Origin of the sequence: Acinetobacter sp. 809848 (genome assembly GCF_000581275.1) — a bacterium.
GTDB lineage: Bacteria > Pseudomonadota > Gammaproteobacteria > Pseudomonadales > Moraxellaceae > Acinetobacter > Acinetobacter pittii.
In genome coordinates, this window is the sequence record NZ_JEXG01000014.1 from 1 (window position 1) to 22001 (window position 22001).

A 22001-nucleotide genomic window follows, 5' to 3' on the forward strand; every position below is an offset into this window, starting at 1 on the left:
AGTTGATCGTAGCTTTCCCCTGCAGCTGCAAACTGGCTTGCGAACTCAGGATGTTGTGAAAGTTTTTGAGCGAAGGCGTGAACCTGTTTGTCGCTCAACTGGTGCGGTGCGCTCGGCGAGCAGCGAACCTGCGACCCAGAATTTCGGAAAGGTGCCTGTTCACGAGCTTGGTATTTACCACATGCGTTGATTAACCAATCTGCAAAGTGGTAATTCATGAGTTCATCACAAAGATTCTTCTCAGCGTTGTAGAGTTCAAATGCTCTTAGCTCTCGATCGAACCAAGTGGCTTTTTTGATTTGCTCGTAAGTTTCCTGATCAGTTGCCAAAAGAATTTCTTCACCAAGTTTTTTCAAACTCAACCATGTTTTTTTATTTTTAGATTCTTCTGATAGATTCTTTGGTAGATTCCGTGTCCCAACGTTGGGACTGTTTAACGGAATTGTTGGGACTCTTTCATGGAATTGTTGGAACTGTTCCGTTGTTGGAACTGTTCCATTGTTGGTACTGTTTAAATCATCATTTCCCGTGTCAAAGAGTACCGTTGTTGGCACTGTTTCACGGCCTTTAACTCCGATCAAAAGATATACTTTTACCTGCTTAGTTCTACCTTCACGTTTACCTGTATCGATAATAAATCCATCCTCAATTAGCTCATCAATGATTTTTAAAACGGTCTTACGATCCATTTCAGTGTCTTCTACCAAACGGGCAATACTTGGATAACATTCATGAGTTTCACCAGCTCGATCAGCTAGCGAAAGAAGGACTAATTTTTTAAGTGGTTTTAATGCACCACCCGCCTTTTGTTTTTGACGGGTTTTCCAAGCCCAAACTGTTGCATCTAAGCTCATCTATCCCCCTCTTCATTCATCTGAATGAAAGTGCTACCTAAGTAACGGATCCGTTTAGCTCGATACAAACTTGAGATAATTTGGCCAGCGTGACCGAGATAGAGCCCATGTTTGCCATGTTGATCTAACAGTGCTTGCATAAACTCTTCACGTGTTACCGCAGCATTTTTTTCATCACGTTTTTGGTCTCGCAAATTCTGCTTACGTACTTCAAGCAATCCTTCTAAAGTTCTAAGAGCTGGTTCATACCAAGATTGAATAATCTGCTGACGTTTCTGTTCTTGCAGATTGTCTTTAGTCGTTTGATTTGATAAATTAGTTTGCATATTCATTGATCCCAAATTGATGAATCCGAAACCACTCCTGTTCGCGCAGGCAGTGGTTTTTATTTGAATAAAATTCGCATGTACTCAGGTGATGTAAATGCATGTGCCAAATACACTCTTGTTGCCTCAGCAATTGCAGGTGAACAATACACATCACTTTCTGGTACAACCTTCAAGCCAATGGCTGTCAACAAAGAGCTAATAAACTCAACTTCAGTCAATCCATTTGATTTCTTGTCAGTTTTCATTCGAGAAAGGATGCTTGCATCCACTCTTACCTTCTCTGCTACTTGTCTTTGGTTACTTGCATTTAATGCTTGCAATATGAGCGATTCGTTATTGCTGGCGCTTGCAGGCAATTCATTTAATAATTTGCTCATGGTTCAATTCCTAAGCGGTTAATACTTCTAGGTCTGCTTTAAGCTTCCCATCTGATTTGATTTGTAAAACTGCTTGAGTTGTCGCTGGTATTCCATTGTTCTCCCACTTCCATAGGGTCACAGTCGAATATCCAGTTTTTTTAGATAACTCTCTTTTATTTTTACAACCGTGATAATTCATTAAGTCACTAAGATTCATGGTCACACCAAGTTAACTATAGTTAATAGTTGGAATTTACCACTTGTTAACCATAGTTTCAATACTGTGTATTAACATTAGTTAATGTTTTTGGAAATTTTGTTATGTCTTTACACCAACGCATTAAACAAAAAATGGATGAAAAAAAGCTCAAAGCTGCTGATCTTGCAAGAGCAACCAAGAAGTCCCCAGTCGCGGCTAAAAAATGGCTTGATGGAGTAAGTGTTCCAACCGCAGATAATTTAAAAGTTATTGCAAAGTTTTTAGAAGTTTCTGATGATTGGTTATTATATGGTGGTAAAGAAGAACCAAAAATCGATAATAATATCTCAAAGAAAGTAGCGACATTAGCTCCTGTACTTTCATGGGTTCAAGCAGGGCTTTTTACGAATGTTCAATCTGTGGACCTATCCCAAGTTGAAGAGTGGCTTCCTCTACCAGATGAATGTACTAATTGTTTTTATTTAAAAGTTCAAGGCGTTAGTAATCAACCAGACTTTCTTGAAGGTGACTATATTCTTGTTGATCCAGATGTTTACTATAGTGATATGCAGTCTGGTGATATGGTTGTAGTACGAAGATTTGAAGATGCAACTTTTAAAAAGCTTGTTATCGAAACGGATGGCTCTCGCTTTCTACAGGCTCTAAATCCTAAATTTGAGCCGAATATCATTCCTTTGGATGAGCATTGTCATTTTGTAGGCCAAGTTGTTGACTGTATGCGATATACATACAGAGCAAAAAGAAGATCAAGACCCAAACATTCTTAAAACTGTGAACCTGGCGCAACATACTGATCTGCACGCCAGTTTTAGCGAGTTAAGTTATTAAAATTTAAAAAAAAGAGAACATAATGATCGCAACACTTAATAAATCAAAAACTGCGCTAACGATCAATCGTCAAGAATTTAAGTTGGCATTAGGAAAAATTGGTGCAGGAATTGATAAACAAATAACCTCACTTAAAAAAGCCAAGCAGAGCTATGACGCTGCTGAAATGGCACGCGAGGTTATTAGCGAAGCCAATATTTTTGAAGCTATTATTGAAGGATTTAATGAAGCAGAAGAAACTAATCTAAAGTTAGCCGATATAACCAATCTTGAAGTAGCTCAAGAATGGATTGATGAATTTTTGGAAAAGTATTCTGGGTTATGATGCGATTGAGATAGTGATGCAATGAAAGAAATGATCTTCAAAACACATACAAAAATCCTTTTACTATCAATTGTATTTATTAGATTTAATCGCCATCCTTGTTTCAATAAATAATAGTAAGTTATACCGATAAATCACCAATTTAGTCACCACCCTAATTAGCATAATTATTGATCAAAATATGAAAAAAATTGAAGTTAATTCCCGCAATATCAGCCATGTTCTTTACCAACACTTCTTATTGACAGTAGTGCTTAGAACTGGTGAAAGGTTTATTTATAGACTTCTTGAAGCAAGCACATTTAAAGAATTTATTGATTCAGAAGACAAAGATAAATTTTATAGAAGCCATATTGAGGCTAATAAGAAATTTAAGCGGATTCAGCTTTTTGTGTAAATGAAACCACGACTAAACACAGTCTTTTTCAACCCACCGCCACGGTGGGTTTTCTTTTGGCTAATAAAAAATAAATTAAAGTTAATAATAAATATTAACCAATGTTAACTTTACTATTGACTATAAAATTAACCACAGTTAATATTTATCTCGTAGACAACAAAAAAGCACACCGACTCTCTGACCTTTCGATGTGCTTTGTAACTTGCGAGATCAATTATGAACGTAAATGCAATTCCTTTCAACCACATCAAAGTGACAGGCTTTACAGCTTTGTTTTTGATTGCTGGTTTAGCTTCTTGTGAATATAAAACTGCACAATCAGGCTTATCTTCTAATTCCTACACATTTACATCACAAATACAGCCGAGTGATTACGGCGTACAAACTGCAAAAATCACAGGTAAAACCTCTGGTATTGCTGTTATCAAACTTGATGACTTTCGTGTAAATGTGAGTTTTGACTTTGAGACACATCCTGACAGCTACGGTGTTCAAGGATCAGAATTCACTGCGGTTGATGTAACTCAGCTCACAATTAATGAGATTACCGATATAAATGGTAAGTCTTACAGTGATTTCACTGATTACAACGATCACCGCAATATTAATGCCCTGCTTAAAGGCTTCATCGAACGTAATAAGTTGGTGGAGGCTTAATCATGACTGATTTCAAAAAACACCCTGACGGGTACAAGTCTTACTTGGGCCGTGATGAAAAGGGTCTCTATTCAGTTCGCATAGGCTGGCAAGTATTTACTTCAAACGCTAATGGCGAAGTGCTGTACAAAAACAACAAGGATGGCGTTAAAACCCCTTTAGATGTTGAGAAGTTCAAAACTGAATATCCGAAAGTTTGGGAAGTGCTCACACAAGAAATTGATTTTCAACGTAGAAAGCAGCTCGCTATAAAGCTACTTGAAACAAATATCTCTTCTCAGGACCGCAAAACGTATAAGCAAGAACGCGGCTTTACTGGCAGTCGATAGGAGCAAAAATATTATGGCTTTAAATATTATTCGTCCTTCTCAACCTATTTTGGTAAACGCCATTAAGGTTTATTTCTATGGCGACCCAGGCATGCATAAAACAACTTTAGGTATGACTGCTGATAAACCCTTAATTATCGATGCTGACAAAGGTGCTTATCGTACAGGTGCTAATCGTCGCGGTGATGTTGTTGTAGCTGAGACTTGGCTTGATATTGCTAATATCACGGAAAATGACTTAGCCCCATACAACACAGTTGTCTTCGATACTATCGGTCGTGTACTTGATTTGATTAAAGCTCACCTAGCCAGCAATCAGAAAAATACTAAAAGTGATGGTTCTTTAAAACTAAATGTTCAAGGCGTTGCAAACAATATGTTTAGTTTATTCGTCAATAAACTAATTGGATTTGGCAAAGATGTCATTTTCATTGCACATGCTACTGAAGATAAAAACGATACATTGACTTTAGTACGCCCAGATCTAGGCGGTAAAAACCGCCAAGAGATTTATCGCCTAGCTGATGCTATGGCCTATCTTGCTGAAGAAACTGATGCAAAAGGTAATACTAACAAAGTACTTAAGTTTAAAGGTGGTGAAGGTTTTCACACTAAAGATTCTGGTGCGTTAGGAAATATTATTGTTCCTGATTTACGTAAGCCAGAGAACGCTAATTTTATGGCTAACTTGATTCAGCGTACTAAGGACCATCTTAACACCCTTACCCCTGAGCAGCAGGTAACTATGAAATTGCAGCAAGAATGGGAGCAGTGGAATAAATCGTGTGAAGAATCTCAATACCCTTCTGATTTCAATGCATTGCTGGAAACGTTAGATCAAAACCATCCACATATTAAAAACATGTGGGAATGCATGAAGCACTACGCAACTAACCTTGGATTCACCTACAACAAAGAAAAAAGGAAGTGGCTGGAACTGGAAGTTTTACCTTCAACTATTAGTGAAGAACAGCGCGATGAACTTCAATCATTCATAGATGCATGTGGATTAGACGTTAAATCAGTTTGTGAATACTTGGGAATAGACGCCCTTATACAAATTGAAGCCGAGAAATTACAAGCAGTAAAACAAGATATTGAAAATATTGCAAAAGGTGAGATGACTGCATGAAAAATTTATTAACCGCATCTGAAGCATTTGCAGCTCTTCAAAAGGGTAAAACTGTTCTTTGTCGTTACGCTGACGACATGTCGGATTTTGAAGACTTGGATCAATTCACTGCTTCTGTTTTTGGTAGACCGGGCTTTGAATTCTGTTTAAAGATTGAAACCATTGAATTAGCTGGCATCACACTTACCAAGCCTTTAACTGTTGATGAATTAGAAGTTGGTACAGAAGTATTTGTTATTAATCCCGCTGGTTTTATTGAGAAGCATATTTATCAAGGTGTGGGTTATGGCATTGTCACAATGGTTGATGGTGGCTTTGCACAACGTGATTTAGATAATGCCCGATTACAGTATGAAGCACTTTGCAAATTATTAGGAGGTAAATCAATAAACGATGCCCCTCTTAAAACAGTTGAAATGCTAGAGGCTGAAGATAAAAAATCTAAAAAGCGTACTAATAAAAAGCATGAGGTAAAAACTGAACAAACAGTAGTTTCAGAAAAGACTTCTGAAGTTATTGCTGAAGCAAATCAGGCCTCAATTATTATTACTGAGCAAACCAATGTCACCGCTTCTGAGGATCTATTAGTTCCAGAAACTAATAACTCAACATTAGATCCAGAATATCAAAAAACATTAGAGACTCTTTTACAGCGCGTATCTGAGTCAAAAACACCTGCCGAAGTAAATGCTGTTTATCGCTATACCCGTACTTGGTCTGAGAAACAAATGGACCCTTTGCTCAAAGCTACTCATAAGCGTTTAACAGAACTCGCGGATGAAAAGCCTGTAGAGAGTGAACCGCCTTCTCTAATGGTTCAGATCCAGAATGCACCAGATCTTACTACCTTGGATACACTTGAAATTGATGTGTCTGCTCGTGATCCACAGATTCAACCAAAGCTTATGGGATACGTAAGAAAGCGTAGAGCTGAATTAGAAAGCCTGCCTTCTAACGATCCAGATTACTTACTGGAGGAACCGTTCTAATGTCGAAAGAGAATATTCCTGAGTTTCTTTTCGAACCAAAGCTGCTACCCCAGCAGCTTTTCGAGAAGTTCATTGTCTTCAATGTGAATGCAGGTTATCGCGGTAGAGGCACACCTCTCGGCGTAAACCTTATTAAAAGTAATAAAGCCACTCTCACCTTGACCAATGAAGGTGTGATGAACAAAGCAGCTCAAGAGCGCTACAAATTAATGCTTTTGAAGTATTTCAAAGAAGGTCGTTCAGCAATGGATGAGCTGAATCACGAAGTTAAACGTATTTATAAGATGGTGGCTTGAATGATCGATTTGAATAAGGAAAGAGAGGCTTTTGAGGCGTTGCCACAGATAAAAAGTATTTTGGTCAATGAAGAATTTTACTTCTCTACTTTAAGCATGAACTATAAGTCTAATAAGCCTGATCACTTGCATTGTGTTTATTTCATAAATGGTGCTTGGTATTCATGGCAAGAAAAAGCCAAAGCTCAGGCGGTGCCAGAGTGGATTTCAGTTAAAGAACAACTTCCTGAATTAGAAACTGATGTCCTGGTTGTATTTAAGGGAAATATTATTCAAGCAGGCCTATATCAAGGAGATGAAGGTCTTGCATGGTGGAGTGAGTTACTTGATGGCTGGGATTTGGATTTTGAGAAAGTTACCCTTTGGAAGCCACTAATGAATATACCTAATGAAATTGGAGCTGAAGGATGAGTAAAGTTATAGGTGAAGTAAATTTGAATCCGAGCCGCTTTGAAGGCACACCTGCTGAAGTAGCAGCACATATCTTTCAAAATATTATTTGCCCAAGTACTGAAGAGCTACTTAAAAACAATCCTGAAGCAGCAAAAGTATTTGCATACCACATTTTTGGTTTAGCTCTATCTCAGTTTGCTGAATTTCAATCAACTAAGAATTTTGAAAAGACGGTGAACGTTACCCTGAATAATTTAGTGATGCGTTTGAAACAAGAACGCAATGAATTGAGGAACTAACAAAATGAAATGTATTGATAAACAAGCTGAGATTGATAAATTTAATGCCGCCAATGATGATGAAGAATTTTCACCAGAATCACTTGCGGCAATACTTGATGTTTCAACCTCATGGTTGCAGAAAAAGCGCTGTGAAGGTGGCGGCATTCCTTTTGCAAAAGTTCACTATCGAAAAATTATTTATAAAAAAGCTGATGTTTTAGCTTATATTGAACGGCAGCGCATCCAATCAACATCACAAATGGCGGTTTAACCGCCTTTTTTTGTAAAAATTTAATAGGCAAACAATAGGCTAAAAACCATTAAAAATAGGCAAATTTGAATAAATAGGCAGATAGTAGGCAAATTAAGTATATTGTCGAATTATGACATGAGGTTTAGTATTGTTTTAGGTGTTTTTATTAAAATACAAATACTTAAAAATACTTTTCATATGCTAATATATGCTCTAATATCGTTTCGTAGTGCTATAAAATCACTTTTACCCGAGAACTCATCGGGTTCAGGGTAACGACACATGCAGCGGCATCTTCGGAGCATTTATTTTTAATAAAATAATAAAAGTTCAAAAATTTATTTCAATTAGCCTTTCAATACAGACCTGTCGGTACGATCTTTTTCTCAAGCATTTAATAATGCATGACATTATTATTTTAGAGATGAATGAGTCTCTGAATTCAAAATTACTTTTCTTTTCTACTCAGGCATTCTTGATACCAAGCTGTTTGAAAATCTTCTATCGCTTTTCTTTTAAAGAAGCTGGTCTTGAATACTTTGGTTGAGTAAGCAGAAGTAATTAAATCTTGATAAAGTTGTTTTGCCTTTGGATCTTCAAGACTATTCGCTATATGCTGCAAGTCTTCAGATGGGACTTTTTGTTGACGCGCTTCCATGACAGTATAAGAAACTTTCTTTACCACATTACAAATTTCGGGGTCATTTACACTTTCATCGGCATAACAGCCAAAAGCTAAAAAACTAAGAAAAAATAATTTAAATTTCATATACCTACCTTATTTTTATAGCTTTAAATTAATTACAAAATTTTATTATTAATAAAGAAATAGGAAATTGCCCCCTATTTCTTTTAAAGGTTTTTATGCTGGATTAATCACATAAAAATAAATAATTAGACCTACTAAAACGGTTGAAGCGATCGTTAAGTAGGTACCAACTGTATTAAAACTCTGTAAGAACTTTAAGATTTCCATATCTAAATCCCCTAAACTTTCACTTATAAAGACAGAAGAAAATTTACCACAATCCAATAATGCCAATCAATTCACATTTATCGGATTTTTTGAGATTAAATTCAATACAAAATTATTGAGTGCATCTAATCGCAAAAGCATCCTTATAGTAGTCAGTCGCACTTTTCAAATCCGATAATAATTTCTCTTCAGTATAAGGTTTAGGCGAAATTTTTATTAAGGCAGGCATATATTGGGTCTTATAAACTTCTGGATAGTCATGACATAAGATTTTGACTTTAACTTCTTGCGGTGTATTCGGGTTATCTAGTTGATCTAAAAACTCTCCTATTTTACGATCTGATTCTTCAAATTGAGCTTTATAATCAACTTCTGCCGCTTCAGGTTCGGCTTGTTTCGTACATCCACCAAGTAGCAGACCAATACTTATTGTAATGGTTAAAATTTTCAACTTCATAGGCTTAACAATTCTGCATTAATCTTTTAAATATACTTAACCTTATTAAATGTAAAGAAATACTGACAATACGTAAAGAAATAGAATTTTTAATAGTTAAACACAATAGATCAGATCAATTTATGACTTTTGGTCTAACGAATTTAAGTTATTTTCGAATTACCCTTCTATTTCCATAAAGCTGTCGAAAAATAGGTATAATTTTGCACGACTGATCTTTAATCTTAGTTAGATTTATACATGAATGAACTCAGCTTTATTAGAAAAAATTTAAGATCTAAAAGACGTTCTTTAAGTTCATTTGAGCAAAAACAAGCTCAGCTTAATGTTCTTCATCATTTAAATACCCTGCCTATTTTTCATTCTTCCAAAAAAATTGGTTTATATTTGCATGCCTTTGGAGAAGTTCACACAGAGCTTCTCATAGAATTATGTTTTAAAAAGAATAAGCAAGTTTATTTACCGATGATTTGTTCAATGAACCAGCGTTTAGTCTGGGTAAAAATATCTAAAAACCAATATATAAACCGACGTTTTTCGCATCACCCATTGGGAATGAAAGAACCGATGGCAACTAGAGCAAAACATGTTTCATCACTTGATTTATTGATCATGCCACTTCTGGCATGTGATCGATATGGTACGCGTATTGGCATGGGAGGTGGTTATTATGATCGTACCTTGGCAAGTGCAAAACACAAACCTTATCGTTTAGGGTTAGCTCATCAATTTCAATTTATCGAACATACTTTAAAACGTCAGAGTTGGGATCAGCCATTAGATGCTTTACTCACCCCTCAACATATTTATTATTTTAAAAGATAATATTTATAGAAAATTAAAATTAGTCTTAAGTTTTTAATGCCCCTAAAATCATAAAAGTAACCACCCTAAGGATGGTTACTTCTACGTGACAGACCGATTTACCAACTTATAGTAACACGGCTATTTAATGTTCAATATTAAATAAGTTTTGCATTATTGTTAATTATACAATGCCGACAAATGACATAAGAAAATGGTTATTTTCCATCCAAACGTCTTTTTTACTATATGAATATTTCATAATTATTAAGCTAAATTACCTATCCTTTCTACAAAATTTTATTCTTCTTAAGAATTAATCTCTTGATTCATAACATTTTTTAAAAAAAGTTGACTAAATTAGTCCTTTTTTCCACATTTTCTCTAGTGAGGCCCTTGTAATTTTTAAAATACACATCACTATAAAAAACATGGCAACCTCGTTGTCACTCATTAGGAGTGCCCATGTCTGAACTTATTATGAATGAAAAAACTGACTTAGAGCCTCAGGTTCCAAGTGTATTACCACTTTTAGCGTTGCGTGATGTTGTGGTTTACCCACACATGCAAATTGCGTTATTCGTGGGTCGTGAAAAATCGATCAATGCAGTTGATGTGGCTCGTAACAGTGACAATTTAGTATTTGTAGTTGCGCAAAAAGATTCGCTTACAGAAGAAATTGATCACGATAACCTTTATCAGTACGGAACTGTCGCTAAGATTGTTCAAGTCGTAAATCATGAGAATGATGAAAACTGCATTAAAGTACTTATTGAAGGTTTACATCGCTCTAAACTTGAAAAGATTATCGATGAAGATAGCCATTTGACTGCTGAACACAGCTTAAGTCCAATGACAATTAACGTAGATAAAGCTACTCAAGAAACTCGTTTGCAAGAGTTACGTACTTTATTTGCTCAATATGCTGAAGCAAAATTACGTAATGCACGCGAACTCGTTGCTGCGGCTAATAAAATTGAAGACTTGCTACAACTCATGTTCTTCGTAGCAACACGTGTGCCTCTAAATATTGAAATTAAACAGAAGTTTTTAGAGCACGATGAGTTTGAAGCACATTTGCAAGAGCTTATGAGCTACTTGGTAAATCAATCTGCTGAACAGCAAATTGAACAAACTTTGCATGACAGCGTAAAACGCCAAATGGAAAAAAACCAACGTGAATACTTTCTAAATGAAAAAATGAAAGTCATTCAACGTGAACTTTCTGACATGAATGGCGGTGCTGAAGATGACGTTGCTGAAATAGAGAAACGTCTTGCTGAAGCTGATTTACCTGAACACGTACGTAAAAAAGCTGAAGCTGAGTTCCGTAAGCTTAAAGCAATGCAACCAGCGTCTAGTGAAGCAGCTGTTGTACGCAACTATCTAGAAGTAATTTTAGATACGCCGTGGAATAAAGCGAGCAAAGTGAGTATCAACCTTGCGAAAGCACAGGAAATTCTCGATACAGATCACTACGGCTTAGATGATGTTAAAGACCGTATTGTTGAATACTTAGCTGTTCAGTCGCGTGTTAAAAAGCTCAAAGGTCCGATTCTATGTTTAGTAGGCCCTCCTGGTGTAGGTAAAACTTCACTTGGTGAGTCTGTTGCGAAAGCAACAGGTCGTGAATTTGTTCGTATGGCACTTGGTGGTGTACGTGACGAAGCTGAAATTCGTGGTCACCGTCGTACTTATATTGGTGCGATGCCAGGTAAAATTGTGCAATCTTTAACAAAAGTTGGCGTGAAGAATCCATTGTTCTTACTCGACGAAATTGACAAGATGGCGCAAGACTACCGTGGCGATCCTGCTTCTGCATTGCTTGAAGTATTAGATCCATCACAAAATAGCAAGTTCAACGATCACTATTTAGATCTTGATCTTGACCTATCTGAAGTGATGTTCATCTGTACTGCAAACAGTATGAATATTCCAGAAGCCTTGCTTGACCGTATGGAAGTTATTCGTCTACCGGGTTATACCGAAGATGAGAAAGTTAACATTGCTGAACGTTATCTTGTTCCAAAAGCAATTAAGAACAATGGTCTACGTCCAAAAGAGTTAACAATTCATGAAGAAGCGATCCGTGACATTGTTCAACGTTATACACGTGAAGCTGGTGTACGTAGTTTAGAACGTGAAGTGTCTAAAATTGCACGTAAAGTGGTAAAAGAAGCAGTAAGTAAAAAGTCTAAAAACTTACAGCTTGATGTGACTTCTGCCAATCTTCCAGAATACTTAGGTCCACATAAGTTTGACTTTGGTATTGCAGAAGATGAAGCACAAGTGGGACGTGTAAATGGTCTAGCTTGGACATCTGTAGGTGGTGAGTTACTTACCATTGAAGTTGCAGCGGTTAAAGGTAAAGGTAAATTCATTACAACCGGTTCACTCGGTGACGTAATGAAAGAATCTATTACTACAGCAATGACTTTAGTGCGTACACGTGCGGATGAGTTAGGTATTGAAGCTTCTCGTTTTGAAGAAACTGATGTACACGTTCACTTACCTGAAGGTGCAACACCAAAAGATGGTCCATCTGCTGGTTTAGCATTAACAACTGCGCTTGTATCGGCATTTACAGGTATTGCAATTCGTCCTGATATTGCAATGACTGGTGAAACAAGCTTAGGTGGTCGTGCAATGCGTATTGGTGGCTTAAAAGAAAAACTTCTTGCAGCACACCGCGGTGGAATCAAGCTTGTCTTTATTCCTCAAGATAACGTTCGTGACTTAGCAGAAATTCCTGCGAATGTTAAAGAAGGTTTAGAAATCAAAGCTGTGAAAAGTATTGATGACATCTTACCTTTAGCATTAGTTTCGATGCCAAAGCCTTTACCTAAAACACCGATTGTAAAACCGGTGGAAGGCTCAAAAGCAGCACGTCACTAATTAAAAATATAAAAAAGAGAGCTTCGGCTCTCTTTTTTTTGTTACACAATTTGATTGAAAAATATCCAACCATCCTCATAATAGGTAATAAGAGTATTTAAATAAATGAGTACTCTTAACTATCTAATTCTTAGATAGCCTTGTTTTTATTCTCTATGATCATCTGAACTCCAGACAGATGATCATTTGATCGCAGTCCAACACTGTTTTTTGGACTGCGTTTTTTATGCCAGCTTTTTAGATCGTCAGATACTTTCATTCATCAGGTATAATGCGCCAGCTGTATTTGAATGAATAGATAACATGAAAATTCGTATTCTGACCATTGGTCAAAAAATGCCTGCTTGGGTTCTTACTGGTTTTGAAGATTATTTCAAACGCATCCAACCTTTTGTTCAAACCCAAGTTATTGAACTACCTATGGCCAAACGTGGTAAGAATGATTCAGAAGCGGATATTTTAAAGTATTGCCAAATTGAAGGCGAAAGTATTTTAAATGCTTTAAAACCCAATGAAACCTTAATTGCTCTTGAAGTTGGTGGTCGGGAACTAAGTACAGAAAAATTAGCTGATACAATGAAACAATGGATGCTTGAGGGTAATGATGTAGCACTTGCGATTGGTGGTCCAGATGGTTTATCCGATCAGGTACGTAAAGCTGCCGCTTGGCATTGGTCACTTTCAAAACTTACGATGCCCCATCCGTTGGTACGTGTTTTATTAATCGAGCAGCTTTACCGAGCGATGAGTATTAATCACAATCATCCTTATCACCGTGCATAAAAGGAACAAACGTTTCATTTTAAGAACAATCCGTTGAAATCTGGATACTTTTAACATGTTCTGATTTTGGCATAATACTTATTATTCTGCTTTTCAAATCAGGTGTAATGAAATGGAACTACAAACGCTTCCTGGACTGTTTATTTCTCATGGCTCGCCCATGCTTGCACTTGATCCGGAACAAGTGGGACCTGCTCTACATCGCTTAGGTACAAATCTTCCTATACCTAAGGCAATCATTGTGATGTCTGCGCACTGGGAAAGTAAAGCACTTGAAGTAAGTATTTCGACTCGTCCTGAAACGTGGCATGACTTCCGTGGATTTCCTAAAGAGTTATATGAAATTCGCTACAGTGCGCCTGGCGAACCAGCATTAGCAGAAGAAATCTTAAAATTATTGGCCGATGCTCACTTTGTTGCACATGCCAATAGTACCCGTCCTCGTGATCATGGCGTATGGATGCCTTTATTGCATATGTACCCAGATGCAGACATTCCTGTAGTCGAAATTTCTTTGCCATCAAATTTAAGTGCACAAGAAATTTATCGTATAGGACAAACGCTTGCCCCTTTACGTGACAAACAAATTTTACTCATTGGTTCGGGAAGTATTACTCATAATCTTGCAGAATTATCTTGGCAAGGCGACAACTCTAAAGTTCCTGAATGGGCTTCAACTTTTAGAAATACTGTCGTTAATAAGCTTTCCCATCAAGATTATGATGGAGTTTTAGCCTGGCAATCACTGCCGTTTGTGAAACGCAACCACCCTACGCTTGAACATTTTGCACCTTTGTTTTTTGCTATGGGTACAGGCAATCGCTTTACGATTGTTCATAGTAGCTTCACAATGGGCTCATTAGGAATGGACATCTATCGTTTTGATTAATTATTAAGAAAACCCCGTTTTGCGGGGTATACCATTATTTTTGTTGAAAATTAGAATAATTTACAAACTTATACATTTTAAAAACCGAAACAATCAAATGTTTACATTTTCTTTTTTTAAGAATGTTTTAAGCTTATTACTGTTGTTTTTTTACTTGAAGTTTTTAAATGAAAATTAAATATTTAATTCTTGCGTTATTACCTTTTTCTTTGATGGCGTGTCAAACAGTTACTAATACTCCTGCTCCAATTGTTTCTGAGCAACAACAAAACCTTGCAACCACTTTAGGTGAATATGCATGGACTTATCAAAATGTAAAAGCTTCTAAACCACTTATTCTTAACTTTAATGCAGATGGTAAATTAGCCATTAATACGGGCTGTAATGGCCAAGGCGGTACTTGGAAAGTTGAAGGCAACCAACTTGTTACTTCGAATCTAGTTTCAACTATGATGGCTTGCCAAGATGATTTAATGAAACAAGAACAATTGTCGAATAGCATCTTTAATGAAGCAAAATTACCAATTGAAATTAGCAACACTAATGGTCAGGTGATTTTAACGGTGACAGATAAAACTGGTCAAAAACACATTTTCCAAGGTCAAAAAGCAGTTAATACTCAAGCTTTAACAGATTACTCTTGGTCATATCAGCCTGAAAATACAAAAAAACCAATCGTTCTTAACTTTACAAATGATCGTCTATCTATCGCAACAGGTTGTAACCGCCAAGGAACAACTTGGAAAGTTGAAAATAATACGATTGTAACAGCTGACGTAATGTCGACGATGATGGCGTGTGAACCTGCTTTAATGAAACAGGAACAGTTCTCTAGCAGCCTCTTCCAAAAACGTGCAATTCCATTTGAACTCAATACTACAAATGTTGATCAACCAACATTGACAGTATCTGATGCTCAAGGCCAGAAATATACTTTCACAGGCAAAATGACACCTGAAGCAAAGTATCAATCTGAAGGAAAAACAGTTTTCCTAGAAGTAGCTCCAGAAACTAAATCTTGTACTGGTGTTGCGCCACAAACTTGTATGCAAGTTCGTGAAATTAAATATGACGAGAAAGGCGTTAAAACTTACGCAGACAAAAACTGGTCATTATATTACGGTCAAATCGAAGGTTTTGAACACAAACCAGACCAACGCGTAATTTTACGTGTAAAACGTTTTGAAGTGAAAAACCCAGCTGCAGACCAATCTAGTCAAGCAGATGTATTAGATATGGTTGTAGAACAAGAGTTAGTAAAAAAACCTAAAAAATAAGTTTTTAGACTAAAAAAATCCGATGCTTAAGCATCGGATTTTTTTATTTCTATATTAGAAAATACCTTGAGCAAGCATTGCATCAGCAACTTTTACAAAACCGGCAATATTGGCACCGTCTACATAGTTCACACTACCGTCTTCTTTAGTACCGTATCTAACACAATTGGCATGAATATCTTTCATAATTGCATGTAAGCGTTCATCGACCTCAGCATGGGTCCAGCCTAAACGAATTGCATTTTGAGACATTTCTAAACCAGAAGTTGCCACCCCACCCGCATTAGATGCTTTACCTGGGGCATATAAAATTTTCGCTTCGATAAAGTGTTCAACTGCTTCAAGTGTAGATGGCATATTAGCGCCTTCAGCTACACAAATGACACCATTTGCAATAAGCGTTTTAGCGTCTTCACCTGTTAATTCATTTTGTGTAGCACATGGTAAAGCAATATCGACAGGAATATGCCAAGGCGTTTTTCCTTCAAAATATTCAAAACCATGTTTAGAAGCGAACTCTGAAATCCGGCCACGTTTAACGTTTTTGAGTTCCATAACTTCAGCTAGTAACTCATCTGTAAAGCCATTTTTTAAATAAACTGTGCCATTAGAGTCCGATAAAGTAACCACTTTCGCACCTAAAAACATTGCCTTCTCTGCCGCATATTGTGCAACGTTACCAGAGCCTGAAACAGAAACAGTTTTACCAGCAAAAGATTGTCCACGGGCTTTTAGCATTTCTTCTGCAAAATAAACCGTACCATAACCAGTTGCTTCAGGACGCATTAAGCTACCACCAAATGAAATTCCCTTACCGGTAAAAACACAAGCGGTGTCATTACTCAGCTTTTTCATCATGCCAGCCATGTAACCCACTTCACGCGCACCCACACCAATATCACCCGCAGGAATATCCGTATTTGGTCCTAAATGGCGATAAAGTTCAATCATGAGTGCCTGACAGAAGCGCATAATTTCAGCATCAGATTTACCTTTAGGATCAAAATCTGAACCACCTTTCCCCCCACCCATTGGTAAAGTAGTAAGTGAGTTTTTAAAAGTCTGCTCAAAACCTAAAAATTTTAAAATTGATAGATTGACCGATGGATGGAAACGCATTCCACCTTTGAATGGACCAATTGCTGAATTGTATTGAACGCGAAAAGCACGGTTAACTTGAGTCTGGCCTTGATCATCCATCCATGAAACACGGAATTGAATCACACGCTCAGGTTCAACCAAACGTTCTAGCAATCCCTGCTCTGCATATTCCGGATTTTTTTCAATGAATGGCCACAAACTCGTCATTACTTCTTCGACAGCTTGTAAGAACTCAGGTTGATGCGGATCACGCGCTTGCACGTAATTCAGGAATTCATTCAGGTTGTTGTATTTCAATGCACGGTCCTCAGCATAGTAATGAATTAAATTGGTGCAATACATTTTTTAAATGCATCATTTAGCAGCAAAATATTAAATCCCTTTCCATCAATTTTAACAATACTTATTTTAAATTATTTTATTTACCTTAATTATCAAAAAGTTATTTTTAGAAAAACTACTTAAAAATAAGAAATATTAATTTATCTTTTCATTTTTATTGATCCATTATTGTGCAATATTGGCTACATTTTAGGTCAATCAAAAAGCCAATAAATTCGTTAAAATCCATTGACCTTACTTAGGTTTTTCTTCATTATCGCATCGTTTTAACCAAGCTATTTGCCCACTATGAATTCATCTATTTCTCTCATACGCGAGATTGATGCGTTATTACCACAGACTCAGTGTGGTTTATGTGGACATCGTGATGGATGTCTACCCTACGCAAAGTCGATTGCTGAAGGTGAAGAAGCAAATAAATGTGTTCCAGGTGGTCAGCCTGTAGCCGATGCACTCGCAAATCTATTAAATCGTCCTGTGTTAACCGCTGAAACTAGCGTATGGCCTGTACAGGCCGATGGGCGCCCTCAGCGAATGAAAGCGATTATTCGAGAAGATGAATGTATTGGTTGCACCAAATGTATTAGTGCTTGCCCTGTAGATGCTATTATTGGAAGTGGTAAGCTCATGCATACCATCTTGACTGACTTATGTACAGGTTGTGAGTTATGTATTCCACCTTGTCCGGTAGATTGCATTGATTTGGTCGAAGACACGCAAGCATTACCAAATGAGCAACAGCGTATTGCTGAACAAAATGATTTAAGACAACGTTATTACGCTCACATTCAGCGCGAAGAAAAACGTCGTACTCACCGTAAAGGGCCTGTAGTACGTGCTGAAATTGATACCCAACTGTTTGCCCAGTTCTCTCAGGCACTTGATGAAGTGCCTTCAATCGAGCTCATCGAGAAACCCAAAGAAGTTGTGTCAACTGATGCAAAAACTACAATTGAGTTAGCGAAAATTCGTACGCAAATTAAGAAACTGGAAAAACAACTCAGTGTACGTGAAGATGCTAAAAAACGTCTTCAACTTGAAGAACTTCAACAGCAACTCATGCAATTACAGGAGGTCTGAATGGCCGTCAAGAATATGACGAAAAAGCAGATTCAAATTTTCTTTGAACGCCTTCGCGAACAACGACCTTCACCTCAAACCGAGTTAAAATATTCATCTCCATTTGAGCTACTTATTGCAGTTATGTTGTCAGCTCAAGCGACCGATGTAAGTGTTAATAAAGCAACTGATAAACTCTACCCTGTGGCGAATACAGCCGAGAAAATCTATAACTTGGGCGTAGATGGGTTAAAGGAATATATCAAGACAATTGGTCTCTATAACGCAAAAGCCGAAAATGTCATCAAGACCTGTAAGATTTTAATGGAACAATTTAACGGCGAAGTTCCAAGCAACAGAAAAGATTTAGAAGCTTTACCGGGTGTCGGGCGTAAAACAGCTAACGTGGTTTTAAATACGGCTTTCGGACAACCCACCATGGCTGTCGATACTCATATTTTCCGAGTAGGAAATCGAACTGGTTTAGCAGTAGGTAAAAATGTTCTTGAGGTTGAGCACCGCTTAATTAAGGTCATTCCTAAAGAATTTATTTTAGATTCACATCACTGGCTCATATTACACGGTCGTTATTGTTGTATCGCCCGTAAACCGAAATGTGCAGAATGTGTTGTTGCAGATGTCTGTAACTGGCCTGATCGCTTTGAATTTGGCGCACAAAAGCAAATTGCCATTAAAAATATTGAAGCTTAAAAATATGGTTGGGTATAGGGATCATACCCAATCAAACTTACTTTAGACGCTTTTTTTCATTACGCTCTTCTTTTGCTTGTTTTTGAACCTGTCTTAGCATTTTGTAGCTTTGAAAAGCCAAAAATATTACTAGTGCCAGACTCAGCAATACCACCAAAATCAATATGATTTTCATATTGTTCTCCTGCACTTAATCAAAGAAAAGAGCCCTCACAAAGAGGGCTCCTTATCACAAACAATATTAAATTATTTGTCTAAGATGTTGAACAAATCTTTTTGTACATCTTCAATTGTACGCAAGCCATCAAGCTTGTCATAAGTTGGAGCATTTTCACCAGAAGCAGCACGGCCTTGGTAGAAACCAACCAGTTGCTCTGTTTCAGTGTGATAAGACGCTAAACGCTTACGGATTGTTTCTTCTTGGTCATCTGGACGTTGAACAAGATCTTCACCAGTTTCATCATCTTTACCTTCCACTTTAGGTGGATTGTATACAGTGTGATAAACACGGCCAGAAGCTGGATGCTGACGACGACCAGAAAGACGTTTTACGATTTCTTCATCAGGAACATCAATTTCAATCACGTGATCGATGCTAATCCCTTCTTTTTCCAAAGCTTCAGCTTGTGGAATAGTACGTGGGAAACCATCGAAAATGCAGCCATTTGCACAGTCAGGTTGAGCAATACGTTCTTTTACTAAACCGATAATAAGTTCATCTGAAACCAAACCACCAGATTCCATTACACTTTTAGCTTTTAGACCTAATTCAGTACCTTCACGAATCGCAGCACGGAGCATATCACCGGTTGAAATTTGTGGGACATTGTAGCGCTTACAGATCAACTGAGCCTGAGTCCCTTTGCCTGCTCCAGGTGGTCCGAGTAAAATAATGCGCATAAAAAACATCCTCATTTAAAACAATGAATATGAAGTCCGGCAGAAAAAGTCTCGTTAATCTTCAATAGATCCTGCCTGACATCGAATTATAAGAAAGCCACAAACAAATGTATTGTACCAGCAATAAATCCGGTTACCCCACCTAGTACAATAAGAATCCACTCATCCTCCTGAAATGCAGGACGTAATAAATTCTGAAATTCTTTTGGTGTTAGTTCACGAATACGCTCTTTAAACATTTGAAAAATCTTCTGTGCCCGGCTTGCGTTCAGTGCTGGGTCACATACGGGTCCCATCGTAATTTCAATTGAACGATCAATCAAGTCCGTCTTTAATCTTGCGTACTCTCTTGGCCCTAAAGAAAGCTGTAAAGAGGTGCGAACTAACGGGGTTTCCATGATTTCGTTAATATGACGCTTAACAATGCGGCGCGTTTTATCTTTACGCGGCCCGTACATCATTTCGGTCATAATCGATTTTAACGTGATCAGATCTTCTGTGACTACGCTCGAAAACACATCAGAGACTTCCTCTTGACGCTTCATGAAAGCGCCTTGGACATTATAGGTCCCAATTCGAAGAACTGGTACAATCCATGGAAACTTACGATCTTTTGTTAATCTAAAAATCTGTGGATAACGAATATAATGCGGCTCAATTGGGTTAAACACCATCCAGATTGCGATCCAGTTAGTTAAAAAGCCCCAAATTGCAGCCCAAAATGGTACTGTCCAGTGCCATGGTACTACAAACCAAACCACCATTTGGAAAATACCAAAGAACATCCCAATCAGTGCACTAATATGCCAAATAAAGTTAATTTCTTTTTGACCCACCTTTAAGAACATACGTACCATTAAACGGCGATCACCTTCCATCTGGCTCACGACCATTTCACGCATGTTAACCAGTGACTCTACATTCATGGTCAGCTCAGTCACTAATTCTTTTAGCACACCCGGCAATTGCTTATGTGCTTGAGCATAAATACGGCGTTTAATTGAATAAGGTAGATTTTCCCAAAGCACAGCATTACGATCGATCATGACTTCATCAATAAGATGTTCAAGTTCAAAACCGACTTGTTCACCAATAATACGGGCCATATCTTCAGGATCCATTGCTTCTAAAAATTCACGCAATGAGCCTAATTTAGATAAAGTGTTATCGGTAATAATTCCAGAGATACGTCCTGCTTTACGTGGCACGATACCTTGCCAACCTACTGGCAATGGTCCTAAATGGAATCCCCAAAATTTAATTGGGTAAAATACCATTTTTAAAGCCATCCACACATGTGCCCATGTGACAAAAGCCGTTACGGGAATAATACTCAAAACGGCCCAAAAATCAGGTCTGTGTAAAAAGGTCTGCCACAATCCACTGACGTACTCTAACATGTAAGACTCTCGTATTTATTTGTGCTCTGCTTATGGCGAGTTAACGATAAACTGCTTTGTTTTATAAACCAAAACTTAGAGAATAAGAAAATTGAATTTGTGGTTTAGTATCTGCAGCAACATTTCCGTTCTGGTCAGTTAATTTTTCAGCCGCACCGATACCCACACTAAAAGTGCTAATTCTTTCTGAATTTAACCACACATAGGCCAAATCAACCCCCGCACCTAAACGGGATTTAAAATCACCATCGACCTCTTTACTATCAAGATGACCAGCATAGAAACCGATATAGTAACCATTTTTGTCTGTGCCAGTAAGATAATAAGGATATCGGAAGCCAACTTGACCACCAGCGGTTTTGTCACCATTCAAAAATGCGCCAGCTTTCGCATATGCAATACCATATGGGTTTACCCATTCACCGTTAAGATGTAATAATTTTTGAGTAACTCCGGCACCCACATTCCAAGTAGATGCATTATGTCCTGCTAATTTTGCTTCCGGAAGAAACGAGTAGTCTTGAGCATGGGCCCAACTACTTACTGTCAAAACTGCAAGTAAGGGATAAATTTTTCTCATTATTTTCTCCATTTTCCCTAATCGTATGATGAGAACAACCCTATTCTATTGAATGAGAGACTTTAACAGAATTATTTTGCTTCTTATATACAAGTATCTACAATTTTGTTGTCTGCAAAGTCAAAAAGTATCTTATTAAAATGCAATGAAACTTTGAAAATTATGCAATATTTTAAGCGCTC

The 22001-nt window shown here is 37.4% G+C and carries 29 protein-coding genes and 1 pseudogene; 18 read left to right on the forward strand and 12 right to left on the reverse strand.

The genetic code is table 11. The features are described 5' to 3' along the window. From J536_RS13555 to J536_RS13565, 4 genes are all read right to left on the reverse strand, one after another. Positions 1-854, reverse strand: an 854-nt coding sequence (locus J536_RS13555; protein ID WP_032063110.1) for a helix-turn-helix domain-containing protein, incomplete at its 3' end; no start/stop codon positions are given. Beyond that, on the reverse strand, positions 851-1180 hold the full coding sequence (locus J536_RS13560) for a hypothetical protein (RefSeq protein WP_032063111.1): 330 nt from the start codon (positions 1178-1180) through the stop codon (positions 851-853). The genes J536_RS13555 and J536_RS13560, both read right to left, overlap by 4 nt. A 59-nt stretch (positions 1181-1239) precedes the next feature. Next, positions 1240-1560 (reverse strand): hypothetical protein, encoded by a 321-nt coding sequence (locus J536_RS0104495; RefSeq protein ID WP_032063112.1) that lies wholly within the window; start codon positions 1558-1560, stop codon positions 1240-1242. A gap of 10 nt (positions 1561-1570) precedes the next feature. Next, positions 1571-1759: a hypothetical protein gene (locus J536_RS13565; RefSeq protein WP_032063113.1), complete on the reverse strand. Its 189-nt coding sequence runs from the start codon at positions 1757-1759 to the stop codon at positions 1571-1573. Positions 1760-1863: 104 nt separating this feature from the next. Between J536_RS13565 and J536_RS13570 the strand changes: the two genes are divergently transcribed. The 11 genes from J536_RS13570 to J536_RS13620 all read left to right on the forward strand — a co-directional run bounded on the left by J536_RS13570 (position 1864) and on the right by J536_RS13620 (position 7663). Continuing rightward, complete coding sequence (locus J536_RS13570) at positions 1864-2529, forward strand: LexA family protein (protein WP_032063114.1); 666 nt, start codon at positions 1864-1866, stop codon at positions 2527-2529. 83 nt (positions 2530-2612) lie between these two features. After that, positions 2613-2915: a hypothetical protein gene (locus J536_RS13575; protein WP_032063115.1), complete on the forward strand. Its 303-nt coding sequence runs from the start codon at positions 2613-2615 to the stop codon at positions 2913-2915. Between the two features lie 181 nt (positions 2916-3096). Beyond that, a complete protein-coding gene (locus tag J536_RS13580) occupies positions 3097-3312 on the forward strand; it encodes a KTSC domain-containing protein (protein ID WP_032063116.1) in 216 nt (71 codons plus the stop codon). 219 nt (positions 3313-3531) lie between these two features. Further along, a complete protein-coding gene (locus J536_RS13585; RefSeq protein ID WP_032063117.1) occupies positions 3532-3972 on the forward strand; it encodes a hypothetical protein in 441 nt (146 codons plus the stop codon). Between the two features lie 2 nt (positions 3973-3974). Continuing rightward, positions 3975-4301: a hypothetical protein gene (locus J536_RS13590; RefSeq protein ID WP_032063118.1), complete on the forward strand. Its 327-nt coding sequence runs from the start codon at positions 3975-3977 to the stop codon at positions 4299-4301. A 13-nt stretch (positions 4302-4314) separates the two neighbouring features. Then, the gene (locus J536_RS13595; RefSeq protein ID WP_032063119.1) at positions 4315-5433 is read left to right on the forward strand and encodes an ATP-binding protein; all 1119 of its coding nucleotides are present in this window, start codon (positions 4315-4317) and stop codon (positions 5431-5433) included. Next, positions 5430-6422 (forward strand): hypothetical protein, encoded by a 993-nt coding sequence (locus tag J536_RS13600; protein ID WP_032063120.1) that lies wholly within the window; start codon positions 5430-5432, stop codon positions 6420-6422. The genes J536_RS13595 and J536_RS13600 overlap by 4 nt, the downstream gene beginning before the upstream one ends. Next, positions 6422-6718 carry a hypothetical protein gene (locus J536_RS13605; protein ID WP_032063121.1) on the forward strand — a complete coding sequence of 99 codons (297 nt, stop codon included), beginning with the start codon at positions 6422-6424 and terminating at the stop codon, positions 6716-6718. Before J536_RS13600 ends, J536_RS13605 begins: the two co-directional genes overlap by 1 nt. Beyond that, the gene (locus J536_RS13610; RefSeq protein ID WP_050680428.1) at positions 6719-7129 is read left to right on the forward strand and encodes a DUF551 domain-containing protein; all 411 of its coding nucleotides are present in this window, start codon (positions 6719-6721) and stop codon (positions 7127-7129) included. Next, entirely contained in the window at positions 7126-7410 is a 285-nt protein-coding gene (locus J536_RS13615; protein WP_032063123.1) for a hypothetical protein, read from the forward strand. Before J536_RS13610 ends, J536_RS13615 begins: the two co-directional genes overlap by 4 nt. 4 nt (positions 7411-7414) lie before the next feature. After that, the gene (locus J536_RS13620) at positions 7415-7663 is read left to right on the forward strand and encodes a helix-turn-helix domain-containing protein (RefSeq protein WP_032063125.1); all 249 of its coding nucleotides are present in this window, start codon (positions 7415-7417) and stop codon (positions 7661-7663) included. Between the two features lie 430 nt (positions 7664-8093). Here J536_RS13620 and J536_RS13625 read toward each other — a convergent pair whose 3' ends face one another. From J536_RS13625 to J536_RS13630, 3 genes are all read right to left on the reverse strand, one after another. Next, on the reverse strand, positions 8094-8414 hold the full coding sequence (locus tag J536_RS13625; protein ID WP_032063126.1) for a hypothetical protein: 321 nt from the start codon (positions 8412-8414) through the stop codon (positions 8094-8096). A gap of 93 nt (positions 8415-8507) precedes the next feature. Next, positions 8508-8621 (reverse strand): hypothetical protein, encoded by a 114-nt coding sequence (locus tag J536_RS25160; RefSeq protein WP_002117788.1) that lies wholly within the window; start codon positions 8619-8621, stop codon positions 8508-8510. Positions 8622-8733: 112 nt separating this feature from the next. Beyond that, entirely contained in the window at positions 8734-9078 is a 345-nt protein-coding gene (locus J536_RS13630; protein WP_017398660.1) for a hypothetical protein, read from the reverse strand. A 240-nt stretch (positions 9079-9318) separates the two neighbouring features. On the opposite strand from J536_RS13630, the gene J536_RS13635 reads away from it, so the two are divergent. From J536_RS13635 to J536_RS13655, 5 genes are all read left to right on the forward strand, one after another. After that, positions 9319-9903 (forward strand): 5-formyltetrahydrofolate cyclo-ligase, encoded by a 585-nt coding sequence (locus J536_RS13635; protein ID WP_032063127.1) that lies wholly within the window; start codon positions 9319-9321, stop codon positions 9901-9903. A 444-nt stretch (positions 9904-10347) separates the two neighbouring features. Then, the gene (lon, locus tag J536_RS13640) at positions 10348-12777 is read left to right on the forward strand and encodes an endopeptidase La (RefSeq protein WP_002117591.1); all 2430 of its coding nucleotides are present in this window, start codon (positions 10348-10350) and stop codon (positions 12775-12777) included. A 303-nt stretch (positions 12778-13080) separates the two neighbouring features. Further along, positions 13081-13560, forward strand: coding sequence for a 23S rRNA (pseudouridine(1915)-N(3))-methyltransferase RlmH (gene rlmH / locus J536_RS13645; RefSeq protein ID WP_002054393.1), 480 nt, complete (start codon positions 13081-13083; stop codon positions 13558-13560). A 112-nt stretch (positions 13561-13672) separates the two neighbouring features. Beyond that, complete coding sequence (locus J536_RS13650) at positions 13673-14449, forward strand: DODA-type extradiol aromatic ring-opening family dioxygenase (RefSeq protein ID WP_032063128.1); 777 nt, start codon at positions 13673-13675, stop codon at positions 14447-14449. A 167-nt stretch (positions 14450-14616) separates the two neighbouring features. Then, a complete protein-coding gene (locus tag J536_RS13655; protein ID WP_032063129.1) occupies positions 14617-15726 on the forward strand; it encodes an META and DUF4377 domain-containing protein in 1110 nt (369 codons plus the stop codon). A 54-nt stretch (positions 15727-15780) separates the two neighbouring features. Here J536_RS13655 and gdhA read toward each other — a convergent pair. Next, a pseudogene (gene gdhA, locus J536_RS13660) lies at positions 15781-17185 on the reverse strand (NADP-specific glutamate dehydrogenase). Positions 17186-17457: 272 nt separating this feature from the next. Here gdhA and J536_RS13665 point away from each other — a divergent pair. Both J536_RS13665 and nth read left to right on the forward strand, forming a co-directional pair. After that, positions 17458-18249: an RnfABCDGE type electron transport complex subunit B gene (locus J536_RS13665; protein WP_032037251.1), complete on the forward strand. Its 792-nt coding sequence runs from the start codon at positions 17458-17460 to the stop codon at positions 18247-18249. Beyond that, positions 18250-18939, forward strand: coding sequence for an endonuclease III (gene nth, locus J536_RS13670; protein ID WP_002117539.1), 690 nt, complete (start codon positions 18250-18252; stop codon positions 18937-18939). 37 nt (positions 18940-18976) lie between these two features. Here nth and J536_RS25165 read toward each other — a convergent pair whose 3' ends face one another. The 4 genes from J536_RS25165 to J536_RS13685 all read right to left on the reverse strand — a co-directional run bounded on the left by J536_RS25165 (position 18977) and on the right by J536_RS13685 (position 21819). After that, entirely contained in the window at positions 18977-19114 is a 138-nt protein-coding gene (locus J536_RS25165) for a hypothetical protein (RefSeq protein WP_002117672.1), read from the reverse strand. A 71-nt stretch (positions 19115-19185) separates the two neighbouring features. Further along, on the reverse strand, positions 19186-19839 hold the full coding sequence (gene adk, locus J536_RS13675) for an adenylate kinase (RefSeq protein WP_002117671.1): 654 nt from the start codon (positions 19837-19839) through the stop codon (positions 19186-19188). 86 nt (positions 19840-19925) lie between these two features. Further along, positions 19926-21239, reverse strand: coding sequence for a membrane protein (locus tag J536_RS13680; RefSeq protein ID WP_005070566.1), 1314 nt, complete (start codon positions 21237-21239; stop codon positions 19926-19928). A 61-nt stretch (positions 21240-21300) separates the two neighbouring features. Next, entirely contained in the window at positions 21301-21819 is a 519-nt protein-coding gene (locus J536_RS13685; protein WP_002117557.1) for a hypothetical protein, read from the reverse strand. Positions 21820-22001 lie beyond the last annotated feature (182 nt).